The sequence below is a fragment of the Cytobacillus massiliigabonensis genome, assembly GCF_900199725.1.
GTDB lineage: Bacteria > Bacillota > Bacilli > Bacillales > Cytobacillaceae > Cytobacillus > Cytobacillus massiliigabonensis.
In genome coordinates this window covers 1686076-1702966 of sequence record NZ_LT904904.1, presented here as the reverse complement: position 1 = coordinate 1702966, position 16891 = coordinate 1686076, and the positions used below count along the sequence as shown (strand labels likewise).

At 38.0% G+C, this 16891-nt stretch carries 13 protein-coding genes and 1 other annotated feature; of the genes, 6 read left to right on the top strand and 7 right to left on the bottom strand.

What is annotated here, in order from left to right:
* A partial coding sequence (locus tag C1726_RS19455; protein ID WP_142385119.1) for an MBL fold metallo-hydrolase occupies positions 1-568 on the bottom strand: 568 nt, incomplete at its 3' end.
* Positions 569-849: 281 nt separating this feature from the next.
* On the opposite strand from C1726_RS19455, the gene tagU reads away from it, so the two are divergent.
* The 3 genes from tagU (at position 850) to proC (ending at position 3617) form a co-directional block, all read left to right on the top strand.
* The gene (tagU, locus tag C1726_RS19450) at positions 850-1779 is read left to right on the top strand and encodes a polyisoprenyl-teichoic acid--peptidoglycan teichoic acid transferase TagU (RefSeq protein ID WP_102274663.1); all 930 of its coding nucleotides are present in this window, start codon (positions 850-852) and stop codon (positions 1777-1779) included.
* A gap of 173 nt (positions 1780-1952) precedes the next feature.
* A complete protein-coding gene (locus C1726_RS19445) occupies positions 1953-2393 on the top strand; it encodes a YtoQ family protein (protein ID WP_102275863.1) in 441 nt (146 codons plus the stop codon).
* Between the two features lie 393 nt (positions 2394-2786).
* Positions 2787-3617 (top strand): pyrroline-5-carboxylate reductase, encoded by an 831-nt coding sequence (gene proC / locus C1726_RS19440; protein WP_102274662.1) that lies wholly within the window; start codon positions 2787-2789, stop codon positions 3615-3617.
* Between the two features lie 250 nt (positions 3618-3867).
* Here the strand turns inward: proC and C1726_RS19435 are convergent, their stop codons facing one another.
* Positions 3868-4824 (bottom strand): NERD domain-containing protein, encoded by a 957-nt coding sequence (locus C1726_RS19435; protein WP_235822872.1) that lies wholly within the window; start codon positions 4822-4824, stop codon positions 3868-3870.
* Positions 4825-5358: 534 nt separating this feature from the next.
* Between C1726_RS19435 and C1726_RS19430 the strand changes: the two genes are divergently transcribed.
* The gene (locus tag C1726_RS19430) at positions 5359-6495 is read left to right on the top strand and encodes a glycosyltransferase (RefSeq protein WP_102274660.1); all 1137 of its coding nucleotides are present in this window, start codon (positions 5359-5361) and stop codon (positions 6493-6495) included.
* 68 nt (positions 6496-6563) lie between these two features.
* A complete protein-coding gene (gene namA / locus C1726_RS19425; RefSeq protein ID WP_102274659.1) occupies positions 6564-7586 on the top strand; it encodes an NADPH dehydrogenase NamA in 1023 nt (340 codons plus the stop codon).
* Positions 7587-7628: 42 nt separating this feature from the next.
* Here the strand turns inward: namA and C1726_RS19420 are convergent, their stop codons facing one another.
* Positions 7629-8969, bottom strand: a complete 1341-nt coding sequence (locus C1726_RS19420; RefSeq protein ID WP_102274658.1) for a sodium-dependent transporter — start codon at positions 8967-8969, stop codon at positions 7629-7631.
* A gap of 87 nt (positions 8970-9056) precedes the next feature.
* Positions 9057-9276: a binding site (T-box leader), on the bottom strand.
* A 72-nt stretch (positions 9277-9348) separates the two neighbouring features.
* The gene (gene rnz, locus C1726_RS19415; RefSeq protein WP_102274657.1) at positions 9349-10281 is read right to left on the bottom strand and encodes a ribonuclease Z; all 933 of its coding nucleotides are present in this window, start codon (positions 10279-10281) and stop codon (positions 9349-9351) included.
* Between the two features lie 492 nt (positions 10282-10773).
* On the opposite strand from rnz, the gene zwf reads away from it, so the two are divergent.
* On the top strand, positions 10774-12243 hold the full coding sequence (gene zwf, locus C1726_RS19410; RefSeq protein WP_216629087.1) for a glucose-6-phosphate dehydrogenase: 1470 nt from the start codon (positions 10774-10776) through the stop codon (positions 12241-12243).
* Positions 12244-12311: 68 nt separating this feature from the next.
* Here the strand turns inward: zwf and C1726_RS19405 are convergent, their stop codons facing one another.
* The 3 genes from C1726_RS19405 to gndA form a co-directional block, all read right to left on the bottom strand.
* Entirely contained in the window at positions 12312-13166 is an 855-nt protein-coding gene (locus C1726_RS19405) for a hypothetical protein (protein ID WP_102274655.1), read from the bottom strand.
* Between the two features lie 313 nt (positions 13167-13479).
* Positions 13480-14874 carry a VWA domain-containing protein gene (locus tag C1726_RS19400; protein WP_102274654.1) on the bottom strand — a complete coding sequence of 465 codons (1395 nt, stop codon included), beginning with the start codon at positions 14872-14874 and terminating at the stop codon, positions 13480-13482.
* Positions 14875-15405: 531 nt separating this feature from the next.
* Positions 15406-16815 (bottom strand): NADP-dependent phosphogluconate dehydrogenase, encoded by a 1410-nt coding sequence (gndA, locus tag C1726_RS19395; RefSeq protein WP_102274653.1) that lies wholly within the window; start codon positions 16813-16815, stop codon positions 15406-15408.
* Between the last annotated feature and the right edge of the window lie 76 nt (positions 16816-16891).

Here is a 16891-nt window from a genome sequence, read left to right as displayed (position 1 = left end):
CAAGCAAGTGATCCCCGCCTATATACACTCCGTCCTTTTCCCTTAATAGACCGATATGACTTTGAGCATGCCCCGGTGTTTCGATCACTCTCCACTCTGAAAGTCCAAAGGGCTTATCCCCTTCTGCCAGTTCACTGGTAAGTGAACGGTGGCATGCAAAACGCAGCGTTTTTTTCAATGCATCAATGTGCGGAAAATATTGTTCTGGAATGCCAAATTCACCGAAAAGGTAATGATAAAATTCGTCATGTGCCTGTAGAAACTGATCAGTACGGAAAATCCATCTTTGATTCAATCGATGACCATACACTTTCAATGCTGGTGAAAAATAGTCCAACAGACCCGAATGATCCGGGTGATGATGGGTTAACACAACCTGCTCAATATCATCTGGTGTTAATTCTAACTCCTTCAGCTGCACAGTCAATGCCTCCCATGCCTCATCCGTTTTCGGCCCAGCATCAACCAGTGTCAGCCTTTCTCCTCTTACCACATATACATTTACATCTCCAACCGGAAAAGGGGTCGGGATGATTATTTTTGCAATGCCATCTTTCCACTCTGCCATTTTTCCAACTCCTCAAAATCACTATATCTCGATAGAATTATCTTCACGTATTTTTGCTGGCTCCCGTGTATATAAATAAGTGTAACCCTCTTTCGAGTAATTGTCATTATTTTCACATAATTAAATCAGAACTAGACAACGTTCGTGGATAAATAAACAGTTTTGTCCATTTATAGAGAACACTGGTACGAATGATTATTTATATAGGTCATCAGTGTTCTTTTAAAAGAATTTCTGTTATTCTTTTATTAAAAAACCACCCTTTCATGGAGGACAAGGAAATGAGATCTGATTCCAAAAAGAAAAAAAGAACCTGGCTCCGAATAACTGGCATTGTCGTATTATTTTTGCTTATTTGCACCGGCGTATACGGATATTCAGTATATAAGTCATTGACGAAGGCAGTTGACACGATGCATCAGCCCATTGAAAGAGAACTATCTGAGAAAAGAATGGAAGAAGTAACTTTTGAAAAAAAAGAGCCATTCTCTGTTTTAATGCTTGGGGTTGATGAACGTGAAGGAGACCGAGGACGTTCTGATACAATGATCGTCTTAACCGTTAACCCAAATCAAAATTCTGTCAAAATGCTCAGCATTCCGCGTGATACAAGAACAGAAATTGTTGGCCATGGATCAGAAGATAAAATCAACCATGCCTATGCATTTGGAGGAATTGAAATGTCAATGGCAACTGTAGAGAATTTCTTGGATATTCCCATTGATTACTACTTGCAAATTAATATGGAGGGCTTTCAGGATATCGTTGACTCTGTTGGAGGCGTTACCGTAAATAATGATCTAGACTTTACAGTAGATGGGAATCATTTTCCTAAAGGCAAAATTACATTGGATGGAGCAGAAGCTTTAATGTTCTCCCGAATGAGATATGAAGATGCTAGAGGTGATTTTGGCCGCCAGCTAAGGCAAAGAGAGGTAATCCAAGCAGTTATCAAGGAAGGAGCAAGCTTTTCATCTCTGGGCAATTATCAAAAGATATTTAATGCATTAGGAAAAAATATTAAGACAAACCTAATTTTCAACGAGATGGTCGATATCCAAAAAAATTACCGTAATGCTGCAAATACAGTGGAACAAATGTCTATTGACGGTGATGGAAAATTAATTAAGGATATTTATTATTTTATTGTCCCTGACGAAGAAAAACAGCGGATTCAAGGCGAATTGAGAGAACATCTAGAACTTGCCTAAAACATTGCTCAACAATATATATCAACTAAATAAATGGATTCCCAAAGAGATTTACAAGTTTGCTATGCCTAAAAGTTATTGAAAAAAGTTTCCGAATTGCTGCTAATTATTTTGAAAATCTTGAAAAGTTTTATAGGATAGAGCTAGAACGAAATAAATTGGGAGGGGTAATATTGGAATTAACCGTTTATTTGGCTGGACAGATTCACGATAATTGGAGAACCGATTTGGAGCTGAAGGCACAAGAAAGAAATTTACCATTACGATTCGTTTCACCTCAAACAAACCATGAAAAATCAGATAATATCGGTGAAGAAATTCTGGGGAAACAACCCGGAAATTTATATAAGGATGACGCAGCGTCTGATATTAATAATTTCAGAACACAAGTTTTAATGCAGAAATCAGATATTGTCATTGCATTATTTGGAGAAAAATATAAGCAATGGAATACAGCTATGGATGCAAGCATTGCTATAACGATGAATAAACCTACCATTATCATTAGGCCTGAATCATTCATTCATCCATTAAAAGAACTTTCAAATAAAGCAAACGTGACTGTAGAAACAGTTGATCAAGCGCTGGATGTTATCGGTTATATTTTTGAATAGGAGTTTTATCGTTAGGCAATGGGATATTTAATATTTTGAATATTCGCCACATCTATCCCTTGACAAAAGGGCTTGTCCCCCTTCATAATCACTATTAATATCTTCAAATTGGAAATAGCGATGAGTAAGGTCAGTAAATGGAAAAAGACGAAAGAGAGTGAAGCTCAACCAGGCTGAAAGGCTTCACCGTCCACTTGACCATTGAACCTACCTTATGAGCGGTTAGGCAAACCTAAACGTATTTTCCGGCGTTAACGGAGTCGAGATGCCTTTTTGTGATTTTATGAAAAGGGTAATTGAAGGTGGTACCGCGAAATGCTTAGTCCTTTCGTCCTTTACAGGATGGAGGGACTTTTTTATTTTCAAAAATTCATTTATACAGGAGGAATACGAATGGAAAAATTAGCGGTCATTGGCGCAGGCTCCATGGCAGAGGCTTTAATAGCTGGCATTGTAAAAAATAAGCTAATGGACAGCAGACAAATTTGGGTTACGAACAAGACGGATCATGAAAAATTAGTATCTTTACAAAATCTATATGATGTGCAAACAACTTATGATTTAGATGAACTTTTTCAAAATACCAGCCTTGTCATATTAGCCATGAAGCCAAAGGATGCGGCTGAGGCACTTGCGCATATTAAGAAGTATTTAACTAAGGAGATGCTTATAATTTCGGTACTGGCTGGCGTATCGATGAGCAGTATTGAAATGCTTGCAGGACAATCGTTAGCTATCGTAAGGGCGATGCCAAATACATCGGCAGCCGTCGGAAAATCAGCTACCGCCCTTGCAATTAATCAGAAAGTATCAGCCGAACAGATGAGGATTGTATCAAAAATGTTCGCAACTGTCGGTGTAACAGCACTCGTCGAAGAAGAGCAGCTTGATGCTGTTACTGGATTGTCTGGAAGCGGGCCTGCCTATATTTATTATCTGGCAGAAGCGATGGAAAAAAGCGCAGTCGATGTCGGACTTGAGAAAGAAGTCGCAAAGGAATTCATCGTGCAAACGTTGCTCGGAGCGGCGGAAATGCTGTCAAAATCAGCAAAAGAACCCGAGCAGCTGCGGAAGGAAGTAACAAGTCCTGGCGGAACAACAGAAGCAGGACTGAAGGTATTAGAAAACTATCGCGTACAGCATGCCTTTATTGATTGCATAAAAGAAGCAACTGCCCAGTCAAAACGGCTAGGTGATAATATTCGTGCAGGGATGAAGGTATAACTGGTTACTTGCTGAGTTTTATTTGCAAGTAACTAGTTTTTTGGCAAAATGCTCAGTTTATTTGAAAACTCTACATTATCTTTGCGAAATGCTTAGTTCATTTGCAGTTTCCACCTTATTTTTGCGAAGTGCCCTTTTTATTTGCGGATTCTACCTTATTTTTGCAAAGTGCTCAGTTTATTTGCAAATTCTGCTTTATTTTTGCAAAGTGCCCATTTTGTTTGCAAACTCTTCTTTATTTTTGCAAAACTCAAGTTATTCCTTTTTGCATATACACTCTCCCCTTTTTCGTTCCAGTATAGGGGAGGTTCATTTTGGCTAAGAGGCGACTAGCGATATATGGTGAGGTTAAATGAAGAAATTCACATAACTTTTTATTCGTTATCGTTGAATTGATTAAAAGGAAATAATCATGAATGGCTTGAATGTGTTCATCTTTATGTTTTGCCTTGCAAGACGGACAATACCAAGTACCATGAATTCGTTTCATACCAAACACTCCACATTCTGGGCACTGAACACCAGTCATAACATCTGTTTCAGGTATTTTATAATAGTCTAGGGCATCATAAGACTCTGGAACATGCTTTTTTAATAAGATTTTTGTTACCTTTTTTAATTCGGAAGATGTTAATTTATCCTTTGCATATTGCTTACTAAATGTATTGATTTTATCTACGAGCTCTTGTGGCCGCACTACCTTTTGGTGCGCTTCGTAATGTTGGGGATCTGATTTAATAATCGTTGAGGGATTGCTAATAGCGACTAAAAATTCTGAGGGTAATTCGATTTTTTGCTCTTTAAGCCAGTTTGTAAATTCATATTGCTGTCTTTTCGCTTGGAGAATCGGACAAAGATAAGCCTTTTCTGATTCATTAACATGTTGAATAAGTTGCTTATGTTTGAAGTCGAAATAAATTGTACCTGTGTAATTCTTCACTTCTAGGATTAGAAAAAACTTCGTACTAAGAATCAGTGTATCGATTTGGAAGAAATCATCGGCGTTTTGGAGTCTTAGTCCATGAAAAATGAGGTATTCTTTCTGAAGGAGCTTTTTCACGTAATAATCTGATGCGAGTTCTCCTTGATAGCCAGCAATTCTTTTCCCTTGCTCAGCTTCAATTAGGGGACGTTTCACATGAATTTTTGAAAGCCGCCTTAATAAGGCTTCATTTTTGAGTATTCTATGCGGCTGAACACGTTCCATTACAATCAATTGGATCACACCTTTCATAATTTCAATGATATATTCAATCTAACTGACAAAAGCTCCTGCTGTAAATTAGTTTATTTGCAAATATTTGTTATATATTTGCGAAATTTGACACATTTTTTGCAAAACCTTGATTACTATATTTTTAAATAAACTTTTTTGCAGAATTTCTTATTTATTTGCAAACCTTTTATTATTTTTGCAAAAGGCCATTTTTAATTGCAAACTCCTATACTGTTTTTGCAATTATTCATTTTTATTTGCAAACCTATACTATTTTTGCAATTTCCCTTTTTTATTTGCAAAGTTCTATAGTATTTTTGCAATCATTCATTTTTATTTGCAAACCTATACTATTTTTGTAAGTACCCATTCTTATTTGCAATCTTCTATAGTATTTTTGCAAGTACTTATTTTTATTTGCAAACCTAAGTCATTTTTTGCAATCCCAACAGTATTTTTGCAGAAAATTAATCTTATTTGCACCACAAAAATATTTACAAAACTTTTCCCTAAGGAAGTGTCCCAATGCTAACCGCTCTGCTAGCTTTAAGCTTGTTTGTTTGGCTGGCAATTCTATTTGATGCCAGTGCCGGCTTTAGAAAATTAGATCGGCTGGAAGATGAAGGGGAGCAAATAAACGGTCCGCTGCTTTCAATTATTGTTGCAGCTCGGAATGAAGAAGAGAACATCAAAAGCAGCATCATCAGCCAGCTGAAACAAAACTATAGAAACATTGAATGGATTTTAGTGAATGATCGATCGACTGACAAAACGGGAAAGATCATGGATCAATTGCAGGAAACTGACAGACGGATAAAGATTATTCATATTCAGAAGCTCCCAGAAAGCTGGCTTGGGAAAAATTATGCGCTTTATGCAGGTACAAAAGAAGCCGCCGGGGAGCTCCTATTATTTACAGATGCAGATGTTCAATTCCAAGAACAAGCCATTGGCAAGGCGATCAGCTATTTTACAAACAATAAACTTGATCACTTAACTGCCGCTCCAAATCTATATGGAAGAAGCATCTTTCTCCAATCCTTTATAGCTTTTTTCATGTTTGGCTTTTCTTACTATAAGCGTCCGTGGATGGCAAACAGACCGACTTCGAAAACGGGAATGGGAATCGGTGCTTTCAATATGCTAACAAAAAAGGCGTATCATGCTTTCGGAACGCACGAAGCGATTAGAATGCGCCCAGACGATGATTTAATGCTTGGGAAGAAACTAAAAGAAATGGGGCTTCATCAGCGAATAGTGACTGCTATGGAGCTGCTTGAGGTAGAGTGGTATGGCAGCTTAAAAGAAGCTTTAATTGGACTCGAGAAAAATACATTTGCGGGTCTTCATTATCGGATTAGTATGGTTGTATTCGCGATAGCTGGTGTGTTCTTTTCACAAGTCCTTCCTTTCTTCACATTGTTTTCCCGAGACCATATTGCTTTAAGTGCAGCTAATATCCTTCTGCTAGCTATTGTTTACACATTGATCATAAAGCAGATGACAACCTTCTCCCCTCTGCTCTTTCTCTTATTTCCAATCACGGCACTTGTCTTTACTTATTCAATTATCCGTGCGAGCTTCTTGACATTTAAAAGAGGCGGCATCATATGGAGAGGAACAAAATATCGTCTGAGTGAATTGCGTGAGAAGAGAAGCTAGTTCTTTTTCATTTTAAGAAACGATTGTTATACTAGAGAAAAGCTGCTACATAAGAGGAGGTTTTTCTAATGGAAGCAAAACTATTTACCCCTTTTACGATTAAAAATACGACGATTAAAAATCGGATTGTCATGGCACCGATGTGCATGTACTCGTGCCCAAACGAGGATGGCATGGTGGAGAATTGGCATAAAACGCATTATACGAGCCGCGCTGTCGGTCAGGTTGGTCTGATTATTTTGGAAGCAACTGCTGTTACTCCACAAGGCCGGATATCCCCGAATGACTTGGGAATCTGGAGCGATGATCATATTGCCGGGCTAAAGGAACTGACTGATTTAATGAAGGAACATGGTGCGACAACAGGGATTCAGCTTGCCCATGCTGGACGAAAAGCAGTCCTCGAGGGTGAAATCCTTGCACCATCCGCCTTAGCCTTCAATGAAAAAATGAAACAGCCAAAAGAAATGACAATTGAGGAAATTCAAGAAACAATAGAAGCATTCAAGCGAGGGGCAGAAAGAGCGAAAAAAGCCGGCTTTGATATCATCGAAATTCACGGGGCCCACGGCTATCTAATTAATGAATTTCTATCCCCTCTTTCTAATCAGCGAACAGACGAATATGGCGGTTCTCCCGAAAATCGTTATCGCTTCCTGTATGAAGTCATTGAAGCAATTAAAACTGTATGGGATGGGCCGTTATTTGTTCGGGTATCTGCTCATGATTATCATGAGGAAGGCTTAACCGCTGAGGATTATGTACAATTTGGCAAATGGATGAAAGACCAAGGAATCGACCTAATTGATGTTAGCTCAGGAGCGGTTGTCCCTGCTAGAATTCATACGTACCCTGGCTACCAAGTAAAGTTTTCCGAAAAAATTAAAGAAGAAGCTGGCATTCCTACTGGTGCAGTAGGCTTAATTACAGCTCCGCTGCATGCAGAAGAGATTATACAAAATGAGCGTGCCGATTTAATTTTCCTTGCACGCGAGCTGCTGCGTGACCCCTATTGGCCGCGGACAGCAGCGAAGGAGCTTGGCATAGATATCGAACCGCCAAAACAGTATGAGCGAGGGTGGCTTGTATAGGTAATAAAAAGGATGGACACTTTTGTCCATCTTTTTTATTGTTTAAATAATACCCACTACATCAAGGAACACAATAATAATGACAAGAGGAACGACATATCTCATTAGGAAGAACCACACTGTAAAAATAAAGTTCAAGCTTTTTTTCCCTTGGATCAGTTCACTTCTTAAAAGATCCTTCTTCATTTTATAGGATACGAAAATAGAGATGAGCAACGCGCCAATCGGCATCAAAATATTACTAACTAGAAAATCAGCACTATCAAAAATACTTTTTCCAAAAATCGTGATGTCAGATAATGTGCTGAAGGATAGAGCAGAAGGAATTCCAACTAGGAAAATTGCTACACCAATTAGCCAAGCCATTCGGCCTCTCCCTTTTCCCTTCTTAGTCATCAATGCTGCCACGACAATTTCAAGCATCGAAAAAGCAGATGTGAGCGTAGCGAATAAAAATAAGGAAAGGAATAGCAATAAAAATACTTTTCCAAAAACAATTTGATCAAAAACAGATGGCAGAACAATAAATAACAATCCAGGTCCACCTTCTGGTTCAAACCCTAATGAAAACACAGCTGGGAAAATCGCCAGTCCAGCTAAGATAGAAATGAATAGATTCATCGCCACAATGGAAAGAGCTGGCTGCAGGAGGCTTTCCTTTTTGGATAAATACGAGCTATACGTGACCATCACAGAAACCCCTACACTCAATGAGAAGAACGATTGTCCCATCGCATAAAGCACACTTTCAGAAGTTAAACTTGAAAAATCAGGCTTTAAAAAGAACGTAACTCCAGCCATTGCCCCCTCTAATGTTAAGGAACGGACAATTAAAACGATAAATAATAAGAACAGAGCAGGCATCATGATTTTACTAATTTGTTCAATACCTTGCTGCACACCTCTTGCAACAACAACAATAGTGATAATTAAAAAGATTGCTTGGAAAATAATAACTTCAAGAGGATTCCCAACTGATTGATTAAAAAATGCTACATAGCCATCTGCTTCAACAGGCATTCCCCCCGTAACACTTGCAAACAAATATTTAATGATCCAGCCGCCGATTACACTGTAAAATGACAGAAGAAGAAAGCAAGTAAATACTCCTAGATAACCAATCCAATGCCATTTAGATTTAGGTGCAATCGTCTTGTATGCAGAAATTGCTTCTTTTCCCGTACTGCGCCCGATAACAAATTCACCTAGTAACAGCGGAAATCCGATAAGCAAGGAAAAAATTAAGAATAAAAGAATAAATGCGCCGCCTCCGCTATTTCCTGTTACATACGGAAGCTTCCAAATTGCCCCCAGCCCAATTGCTGAACCGGCAGAAGCTAAGATAAAGCCAATTTTTGAAGACCATTGTTCATTTTGCATAATCTGCTCCTCCTATAGTTTCAAATAAGCATGAATCGTTCAGAAATTGGCCAAAATTTCTTACTAAAAACAAAAAAGCCACAGCGATCTAAAAGGGACGTGATGTGATTCACGCGGTACCACCCTTTTTGAAAGCATGTGACTTTCCACTTGACATGTTAACGGATTCTTCCGTTCTTACTGCATAAACATACACAGCAAGAAAAAGCTCCAAGCTGAAATTCATCCTACCTTTGTATCAGTTTTCACCAGCCACTGACTCTCTATAACAGGGAGATAAGACTTAATAAATACTCTTCATAGCTTTATAAATATAATGTTTAGGTTTAAATGAGATTATAGTATGCATTTTAGATCAAGTCAATAAAATTATCGGAAAAATTCAATTTACTTTACAAATTGGCAAAAAGATTTCTTTAAAATCCTCTGAAATAACTGTATTCTCAAAAATCATTCTTGCCTCTTCTTCAAGCCGATTCCAGTCACCACGATCATACCTTGAACTAATATGAGTTAAACATAGCTTTTTCACGCCTGCCTCTTTTGCAACCTGTGCAGCTTGAACGGTTGTTGAATGGTAATAATCATATGCAAGCTTTTCTTCCCCATTCGAAAATGTTGCTTCATGAACAAGTAAATCTGCATTCTTGGCTAATTGAATGGCTGTCTCGCAAATTCTCGTATCCCCCAGGATTGTAACGATTCTTCCCTTTTGTGCAGGCCCTAAAAAAGCTTCAGGCTCAATCACATTTCCATTCTCAAGCACGACAGCCTCTCCATTTTTTATTTTTTTATAGAGAGGTCCTGGCTTTACTCCTTCTTCCATCAGCTTATCTGCAAGCAATGTACCCGGTCTGTCTTTTTCGATTACTCGAAAGCCATACGAAGGAATGCCATGTTCAAGAAGCTTTGCCTCTACCGCAAATTCTTCATCCTCAAAAATAATTCCTTCCTCGATTTCGACTATTTTCAGCGGATATTTCAAATAGGTCTGGCTAACAGATAGTGAGATTTCAACAAACTCCTTTATCCCCTTTGGTCCATACAAAACAACCTCTGATTCTCCTCCTTGGAAAGATCTGCTTGATAATAGACCTGGAAGCCCATAAATATGATCGCCATGCAAATGAGTAATAAAAATTTTTTCAATTCTTCGAGGCTTAATCGATGTATGTAATATTTGATGCTGGGTTGCTTCTCCACAGTCAAAAATCCAGATTGCTCCTCGTTCTTCTAGCAATTTCAATGCAATTGAAGTAACATTTCTCGCCTTTGCAGGCATTCCCGCCCCTGTGCCTAAAAAAAAGACTTCCATCAAAAACTCCCCTTTAAAGCTAAAAAAATGAATACGTGCTATATTGAATGTACTTACTATACCATATTATCTCTGACTAAAAACATTTTGGATAGGAAATAAGCAGACGTAAAAACTAAAAATATCGTTGCGAGAAATTCAATTTTTGCAAAACTACAAGTATTTTTGCAATACCTTTAATTTATTTGCATATTTTCATGTTTATTTGCAATATCACATTATATATTTGCAAAAATTAATATTTATTTGCAAATACCCTATTTATTTGCAAAACTGCAGATATTTTTGCAATACCTCATCTTTATTTGCGAAAGTGCTGACTTTATCAATAAAAAAGCAAAACATCATTTAAATGATGAAAATCTTCCTTTATTCTTTTATAATTGGCTTTGTTAAATAATATTGTAGGTGCAATAAAGCGCCTTTAAAGAATTCTTGTTGAAAAGAGGTTCAAGAAACGTGATACATAATGAAAAACCAACTGCATTAATTATGATATTTGGCGCAACAGGAGATTTAGCAAAGAGGAAATTATTCCCATCCCTTTACCGATTGTTTCAAAAAGGAAAGCTGTCTGAACGATTTGCTGTAGTCGGCGTGGCAAGACGTGCACTCTCAAATGAAGAATTTCAGTTAAGCGTGAAAGATTCGATTGAGACTGCAACTGAAATAAGCGGAAATCTTGATGAGTTTGTTTCTCACTTCCATTATCATTCACATGATGTCACAGATTCAACCTCCTATCTATCCTTAAAGCAAATGGCATCTGAGTTAGACAGTCACTATGGATTAGAAGGCAATCGAATCTTTTACTTAGCAATGGCTCCTGAATTTTTCGGGACAATTGCTGAGCATTTAAAAGCAGATGGACTGACAGATGTAACAGGCTTTAAACGGCTTGTTATTGAAAAGCCTTTTGGTCATGATTTAGAATCAGCGAAGCAGCTGAATAAGCAAATACGAAATGCTTTTTCTGAAAATGAAATTTACCGAATTGACCATTACCTAGGAAAAGAAATGGTACAAAATATTGAAGTGATTCGTTTTGCCAATGCAATATTTGAACCATTATGGAATAATCGTTATATTTCTAATATCCAGGTTACATCAAGTGAAGTACTCGGAGTAGAAGAGCGAGGCCGCTACTATGAAACAAGCGGCGCTCTACGAGATATGGTCCAAAACCATATGCTGCAAATGGTTGCTCTCCTCGCGATGGAACCGCCGATTCGCCTTACAACGGAAGAAATCAGGTCAGAGAAGGTGAAGGTTCTCCGTGCAATGCGTCCGTTAGAGGGAGAGGCTGTTAATGAGCATTTTGTTCGCGGGCAATATGGCAAAGGAAAAATCGATGGAGAAGATATGCCAGCATACAGGGATGAGCCGATGGTTGATCCCTCATCGAATACAGAAACATTCGTAGCAGGCAAGCTGTTAATTGATAATTTCCGGTGGGCCGGCGTGCCAATCTATATTCGTACGGGAAAAAGAATGGAAACAAAATCAACAAAGATTGTCATTCAATTTAAAGATATTCCTATGAACTTGTACTACCAATCAGAACAAACATTAAACCCGAATTTGCTCGTTATTCACATTCAGCCGGGTGAAGGTATTTCACTTTATTTGAACGCAAAAAAGAGCGGGAAGAATGTCGAAGCCACACCAGTAAAATTAAACTTTGCCAATAAAGGAATTGATGGAATCAATACGCCTGAGGCGTATGAGAAGCTCTTATTTGACTGCATGCGAGGAGATGCGACCAACTTTACCCATTGGGATGAAGTGGCTCTTTCCTGGAGCTTCGTTGATAAAATATCTGAAGTTTGGGAAACGGAAAAAGCGGATAACTTCCCGAACTATGAATCCGGAACGATGGGACCAAGAGAAGCAGATGAATTATTAGAAAAAGACGGATTCTTTTGGTGGCCTGTAACCGATTTAAATGTGGATAATTGCTAAAACAAAAAACAAGAATCCTTTTCAAATGAATGAAAGGGATTCTTGTTTTTAAATGTACTTTCCCTGCACTATGATGGATTTCGAATGATAGGGACTATTTTTTCTTCAAATGCCTTCAATCCGCTTTTCGTCATTTTTTCATCAAACGATTGCTTTAAATTTGCTGGATTTAGATGTATATTGACTTCCTTAAACCCGTTCTTAAATTCCTGCATGGTCCTTTTTAACGAACCATTATTTGATTGCATGGCTGCCTTCAACAGTTCATTTATTTTTTTACGGTCAGCAAAAGGAATAGCAGGAGAACTCTCGCTTAAAACATTGATGATTTGCTGGTAATCATTCATCATATCAAATTCATTGAGACCATACTCATACATCATGGCATTATACTTTACACTTTCTTCTTTCATGGCCTTTAGAATTTCATCATCAAAATATCCATGTTCTCTCGTAGCAAAGCGCTGCAAATGACCTAATTTGTTAATAAATTCCTCAATTCGCGTACCGTTTCCTAACGCATGTGTGGTGTATTGAATGACCTTTTCAACAGGTGATTCTAAATTGGGATGCTTACTAACTAGATTTGTTTTATTTTTTGATAACAAGGATACTACTTCTTTATACGGAGTCATATTTTTTCGCATTTGCGGAACCATTTCCTTCATTGCCCCATGAATCATCGTATTAAATCTAATTAAAGAAAGAGCTGGGGCTTTTGCCTGTTCAATGGGAACGATATTTCCTTTGCAGTCTAGGATCAAATAGCCTGTAATCCCTTTAAGGACCTGCTCATATAAGGTTAAAAAATAATAATCTTTGCCATCAAAATAGGCAAAATCCCACATATCCCATTTTTCAAATATTTTTTTATACTGTTTGATATTTCTTTCATGTAGTTTTGTAGGCTTTGTGTTGATCAATCCAGCAACTCACCCCCTAAATAACAAATCAAATAATTGCCTGTCTTTATCATCTTTTACGTTTGGGCTTAAGTTTAGTTTCTAGGTATAAATACCTTTTTAAATGATAGACTAGGCTAGCTTCCAGAAAACACATCCCTGCTAGAAGCCCTTTTCAAAGTTATGCAAAAATAAAACGGAAAGCATTGTAAAGGACTTTACTTCGCTTTCCGTTTTTCTCATAAATACACTCTTGTTCTTTACTTCCCTACAATAAAATAGTATTTTTAAACCAATAAATGCTATTACATATGATAAGTCTTCTACTTTCCCTCTACTCTTTTTTTCCTGGAGAAACGTTTTGGTTATAAAGCTCTTTAATTTCTTTTAAAGATGTGGCTAAATTTTCATCTCTTGCATCAATAAGCGTATTCTTCATTTCTTCAACTGACTCAAAATGCTGCTTGTAAAATTCTGTGGCCATGTTATACATTTTTAATTCCTGCTCTTTTTCAATTTTTCCCTTTGTATGCAAGCTTTGCAGTGAAAATTGAACTAAATATTTCTCTTTGAAAATATTATTTTTCCATGAGTTTGACAGCTTATATATGGCCGACTGTTGACTAATTGCTAAGTCATAAGTGGCAGACTTTTCCTTCTGATACCACGTCATCCATTTACTTGCATCAGCCGAAGCCTTATTAAATTGGCTTTTTAATTGCTCATGATTGCGAACATTTACGTATGTTCCACCTGCTGCTTCTGCTACGTCCATTAATTGCTGCTCGTCTTTACTGCCTAAATCAAATCCAATAATATTAACAACTGGTGAAATCTCAGATGCCTTTAAGCTTTTTGCCGCGGCAATCGGATCGCCATCGCATGTTTCCACTCCATCACTTACTAAGTAAATAATATTTCGATGGTTTTCACCTTTAAATGGATCTAAATCTTGCTGGGCTTCAAGTAATGATTGGGCAAGCGGTGTCCAGCCCGAAGGATTAAATTTTCCTAGTGCCTCTTTCAGTACCGAGTCACTATACGGCTGAATAGGGTAGACTAATTCATTTGCAGCACAGGACATGGCTTTATCCGCATCAGAACCCGTTCCTTTATGCCCATAAACACGCAAACCAACATTCGCCTCTTCAGGCAAGGTTGAAGCAAATTCTTGGATAGCCTCCTTGGCAATTTCCATCATCGACTTAGAGCCAATCGTTTTCTTCATACTTCCACTAGCATCCAAAATGATTTCTACATTGAATGTCTCTGTCCGCTCTTCTTCAGATATTCCCTCTGACTCTGGTGATGTCGCAATACTTAACGAATCAATAATAACCTTTGGGTCATCATAATCCATCTTGAAAAGAGAGTATACATAGGCCAATAAATTAGATAGCTCCTCTTCATTAGCGGTTTCTGAAAGAGGAGGGATTGCGTCTAACGCTTTTTGAACCGCTTCATCTTTTACCTTAGTATCCTTGGAAGCGAATAATCCAACGGGATAGGAAACTACTTCTTCAAGATTGCTGGGCATTTCAGGAACGTCAATATGAAACACTTCTTCTTCAGGCTCTGCTGTCGTTTCCTCGGAAGCAGGCTTCTCTTCCTCTACCTTAACAACCTCTTTTTCTTTTACTTTATCAACCGTTTCCTTTTTATCTTGGCACCCAGCCAAAAAAATAAAGCAAAAAAATATAATAGCTGCAGGAGTAAATAGTCTAAACATAAACTCCCTCCTTTCAAATAGCAATTAGGAATTTTCTCCTATTTAACATAGTTAAGCTAAAGTAAAGTTCATGATGGGATAACATCTTTATTTGCCCTTTACTATTAATTACCATCTATCCAAATATTGGTCAAATATTCCCAAGGAAAATTATCAAATCCAAACTATTACAATATTCCTGATATTGTCTTGAAACTAGAATAATTCATAAGAGTAATGAACTACGCTCGACTCGTTCCTTAGTCACCTTTTAGTTGAATTTGTAAATTTTATTGAATAGATTTACCTTTTTTATATTACAAACATTAAATTTATTAGTGCAAATTATTCATTCTCGGGAGTTTAGTCATATTTCATCGGGATAGACTGCTTAGTTCTTTTGGATTGCAAAAGGAGAGAATGCCGTCTTCCTAGGCCACTCTAAGTTGCTAATAACCACTTGGATAGTCGCTGCCTTTTTGCTTTAGGAACGAATTTTTCAAAAAAAAACAGCAGTATTCCAATGGAACACTGCTGAATTGCTCTTATTTTTTATTTCATCCATTCTGTATGGAAAACGCCTTCTTTATCAATGCGCTCATATGTGTGGGCGCCGAAATAATCACGCTGTGCCTGAATGAGATTGGCTGGCAAGGTTTCTGTCCGGTAGCTATCATAATATGAAATAGCTGCTGATAAGCATGGCACAGGAATGCCATTTTGAACAGCCACACCAATGATTTCACGCAGTGCCCCCTGATAGCTTTCAACAATTTCTTTGAAATAAGGGTCAAGCAGTAAATTTTTCAAGCCTGCCTCCCGATCATAGGCATCCTTAATCTTTTGCAGGAATTGTGCACGGATAATACAGCCGCCACGGAAAATCATCGCAATATCGCCATAGCGTAAATCCCAATTATATTCCTCTGATGCCGCTCTCATTTGGGCAAATCCCTGCGCATATGAACAAATTTTGCTCATGTAAAGAGCTTTGCGGACAGACTCAATGAAAGCTTTTTTATCTCCTGAAAAAGCTTGTTTATTAGGTCCGCTAAGTACCTTGCTTGCCTGGACACGCTCAGCCTTCATCGCAGAAATATAGCGGGCAAACACAGATTCCGTAATAATCGGAAGGGGCACGCCCATATCTAATGCACTTTGGCTCGTCCATTTCCCTGTCCCTTTTTGACCAGCTGTATCAAGAATGTGATCGACAAGCGGCTCACCTGTCTCATCATCCTTTTTCGCAAAAATATCTGCAGTAATCTCGATTAAATAACTATCAAGCTCCCCTTTATTCCATTCTGCGAATACGTCATGAAGCTCATCTGCACTAAGACCAAGAACATGTTTTAAAAGGAAATAGGATTCTGCAATCAGCTGCATGTCTCCATATTCAATCCCATTATGCACCATTTTCACATAATGCCCTGCACCATCTGGTCCGATATAGGTTGTACAAGGTTCCCCATTCACCTTTGCAGCTATATCTTTAAAAATTGGAGCTACAAGCTCATACGCCTCCTTTTGTCCACCTGGCATAAGGGAAGGACCATGTAATGCTCCTTCTTCTCCCCCGGATACGCCTGTACCGATAAAATGGAAGCCTAATTCACTTAACTCTTTATTGCGTCGCTGTGTATCTGTAAATAACGTATTGCCGCCATCTATTAAGATATCTCCCTTTTCGAGGAGAGGTTTTAATTGCTCAATGGTCGCATCCGTAGGAGCGCCCGCTTTCACCATTAACATAATCTTTCTCGGCTTTTCAATCGAAGTCACAAACTCTTCAATGGAATATGTACCTTTTATATTTTTTCCGTTTGTCTCCTTCAGCATCTCATCTGTCTTTTCTCGTGATCGATTGTAGACAGAAACGGAATACCCTCTGCTCTCAATATTCATGGCAAGGTTTTTTCCCATAACCGCTAAGCCGATAATACCAATTTGTGTTTTTTCCATCCTTCAACATCCCTTCTAAAGCCTATCTTCATGCAAAGAATCCTTTATACTGTAGCAAGATTCATTTATTTATGCA

Excerpts from the sequence above, each read along its gene's own strand:
- zwf (WP_216629087.1), top strand. The coding sequence starts at position 10,774 with ATGATATTTGGCGCAACAGGAGATTTAGCAAAGAGGAAATTATTCCCA.
- proC (WP_102274662.1), top strand. The coding sequence starts at position 2,787 with ATGGAAAAATTAGCGGTCATTGGCGCAGGCTCCATGGCAGAGGCTTTA.
- gndA (WP_102274653.1), bottom strand. The coding sequence starts at position 16,815 with ATGGAAAAAACACAAATTGGTATTATCGGCTTAGCGGTTATGGGAAAA.
- tagU (WP_102274663.1), top strand. The coding sequence starts at position 850 with ATGAGATCTGATTCCAAAAAGAAAAAAAGAACCTGGCTCCGAATAACT.
- C1726_RS19430 (WP_102274660.1), top strand. The coding sequence starts at position 5,359 with ATGCTAACCGCTCTGCTAGCTTTAAGCTTGTTTGTTTGGCTGGCAATT.
- rnz (WP_102274657.1), bottom strand. The coding sequence starts at position 10,281 with ATGGAAGTCTTTTTTTTAGGCACAGGGGCGGGAATGCCTGCAAAGGCG.
- C1726_RS19400 (WP_102274654.1), bottom strand. The coding sequence starts at position 14,874 with ATGTTTAGACTATTTACTCCTGCAGCTATTATATTTTTTTGCTTTATT.
- namA (WP_102274659.1), top strand. The coding sequence starts at position 6,564 with ATGGAAGCAAAACTATTTACCCCTTTTACGATTAAAAATACGACGATT.
- C1726_RS19435 (WP_235822872.1), bottom strand. The coding sequence starts at position 4,824 with ATGGAACGTGTTCAGCCGCATAGAATACTCAAAAATGAAGCCTTATTA.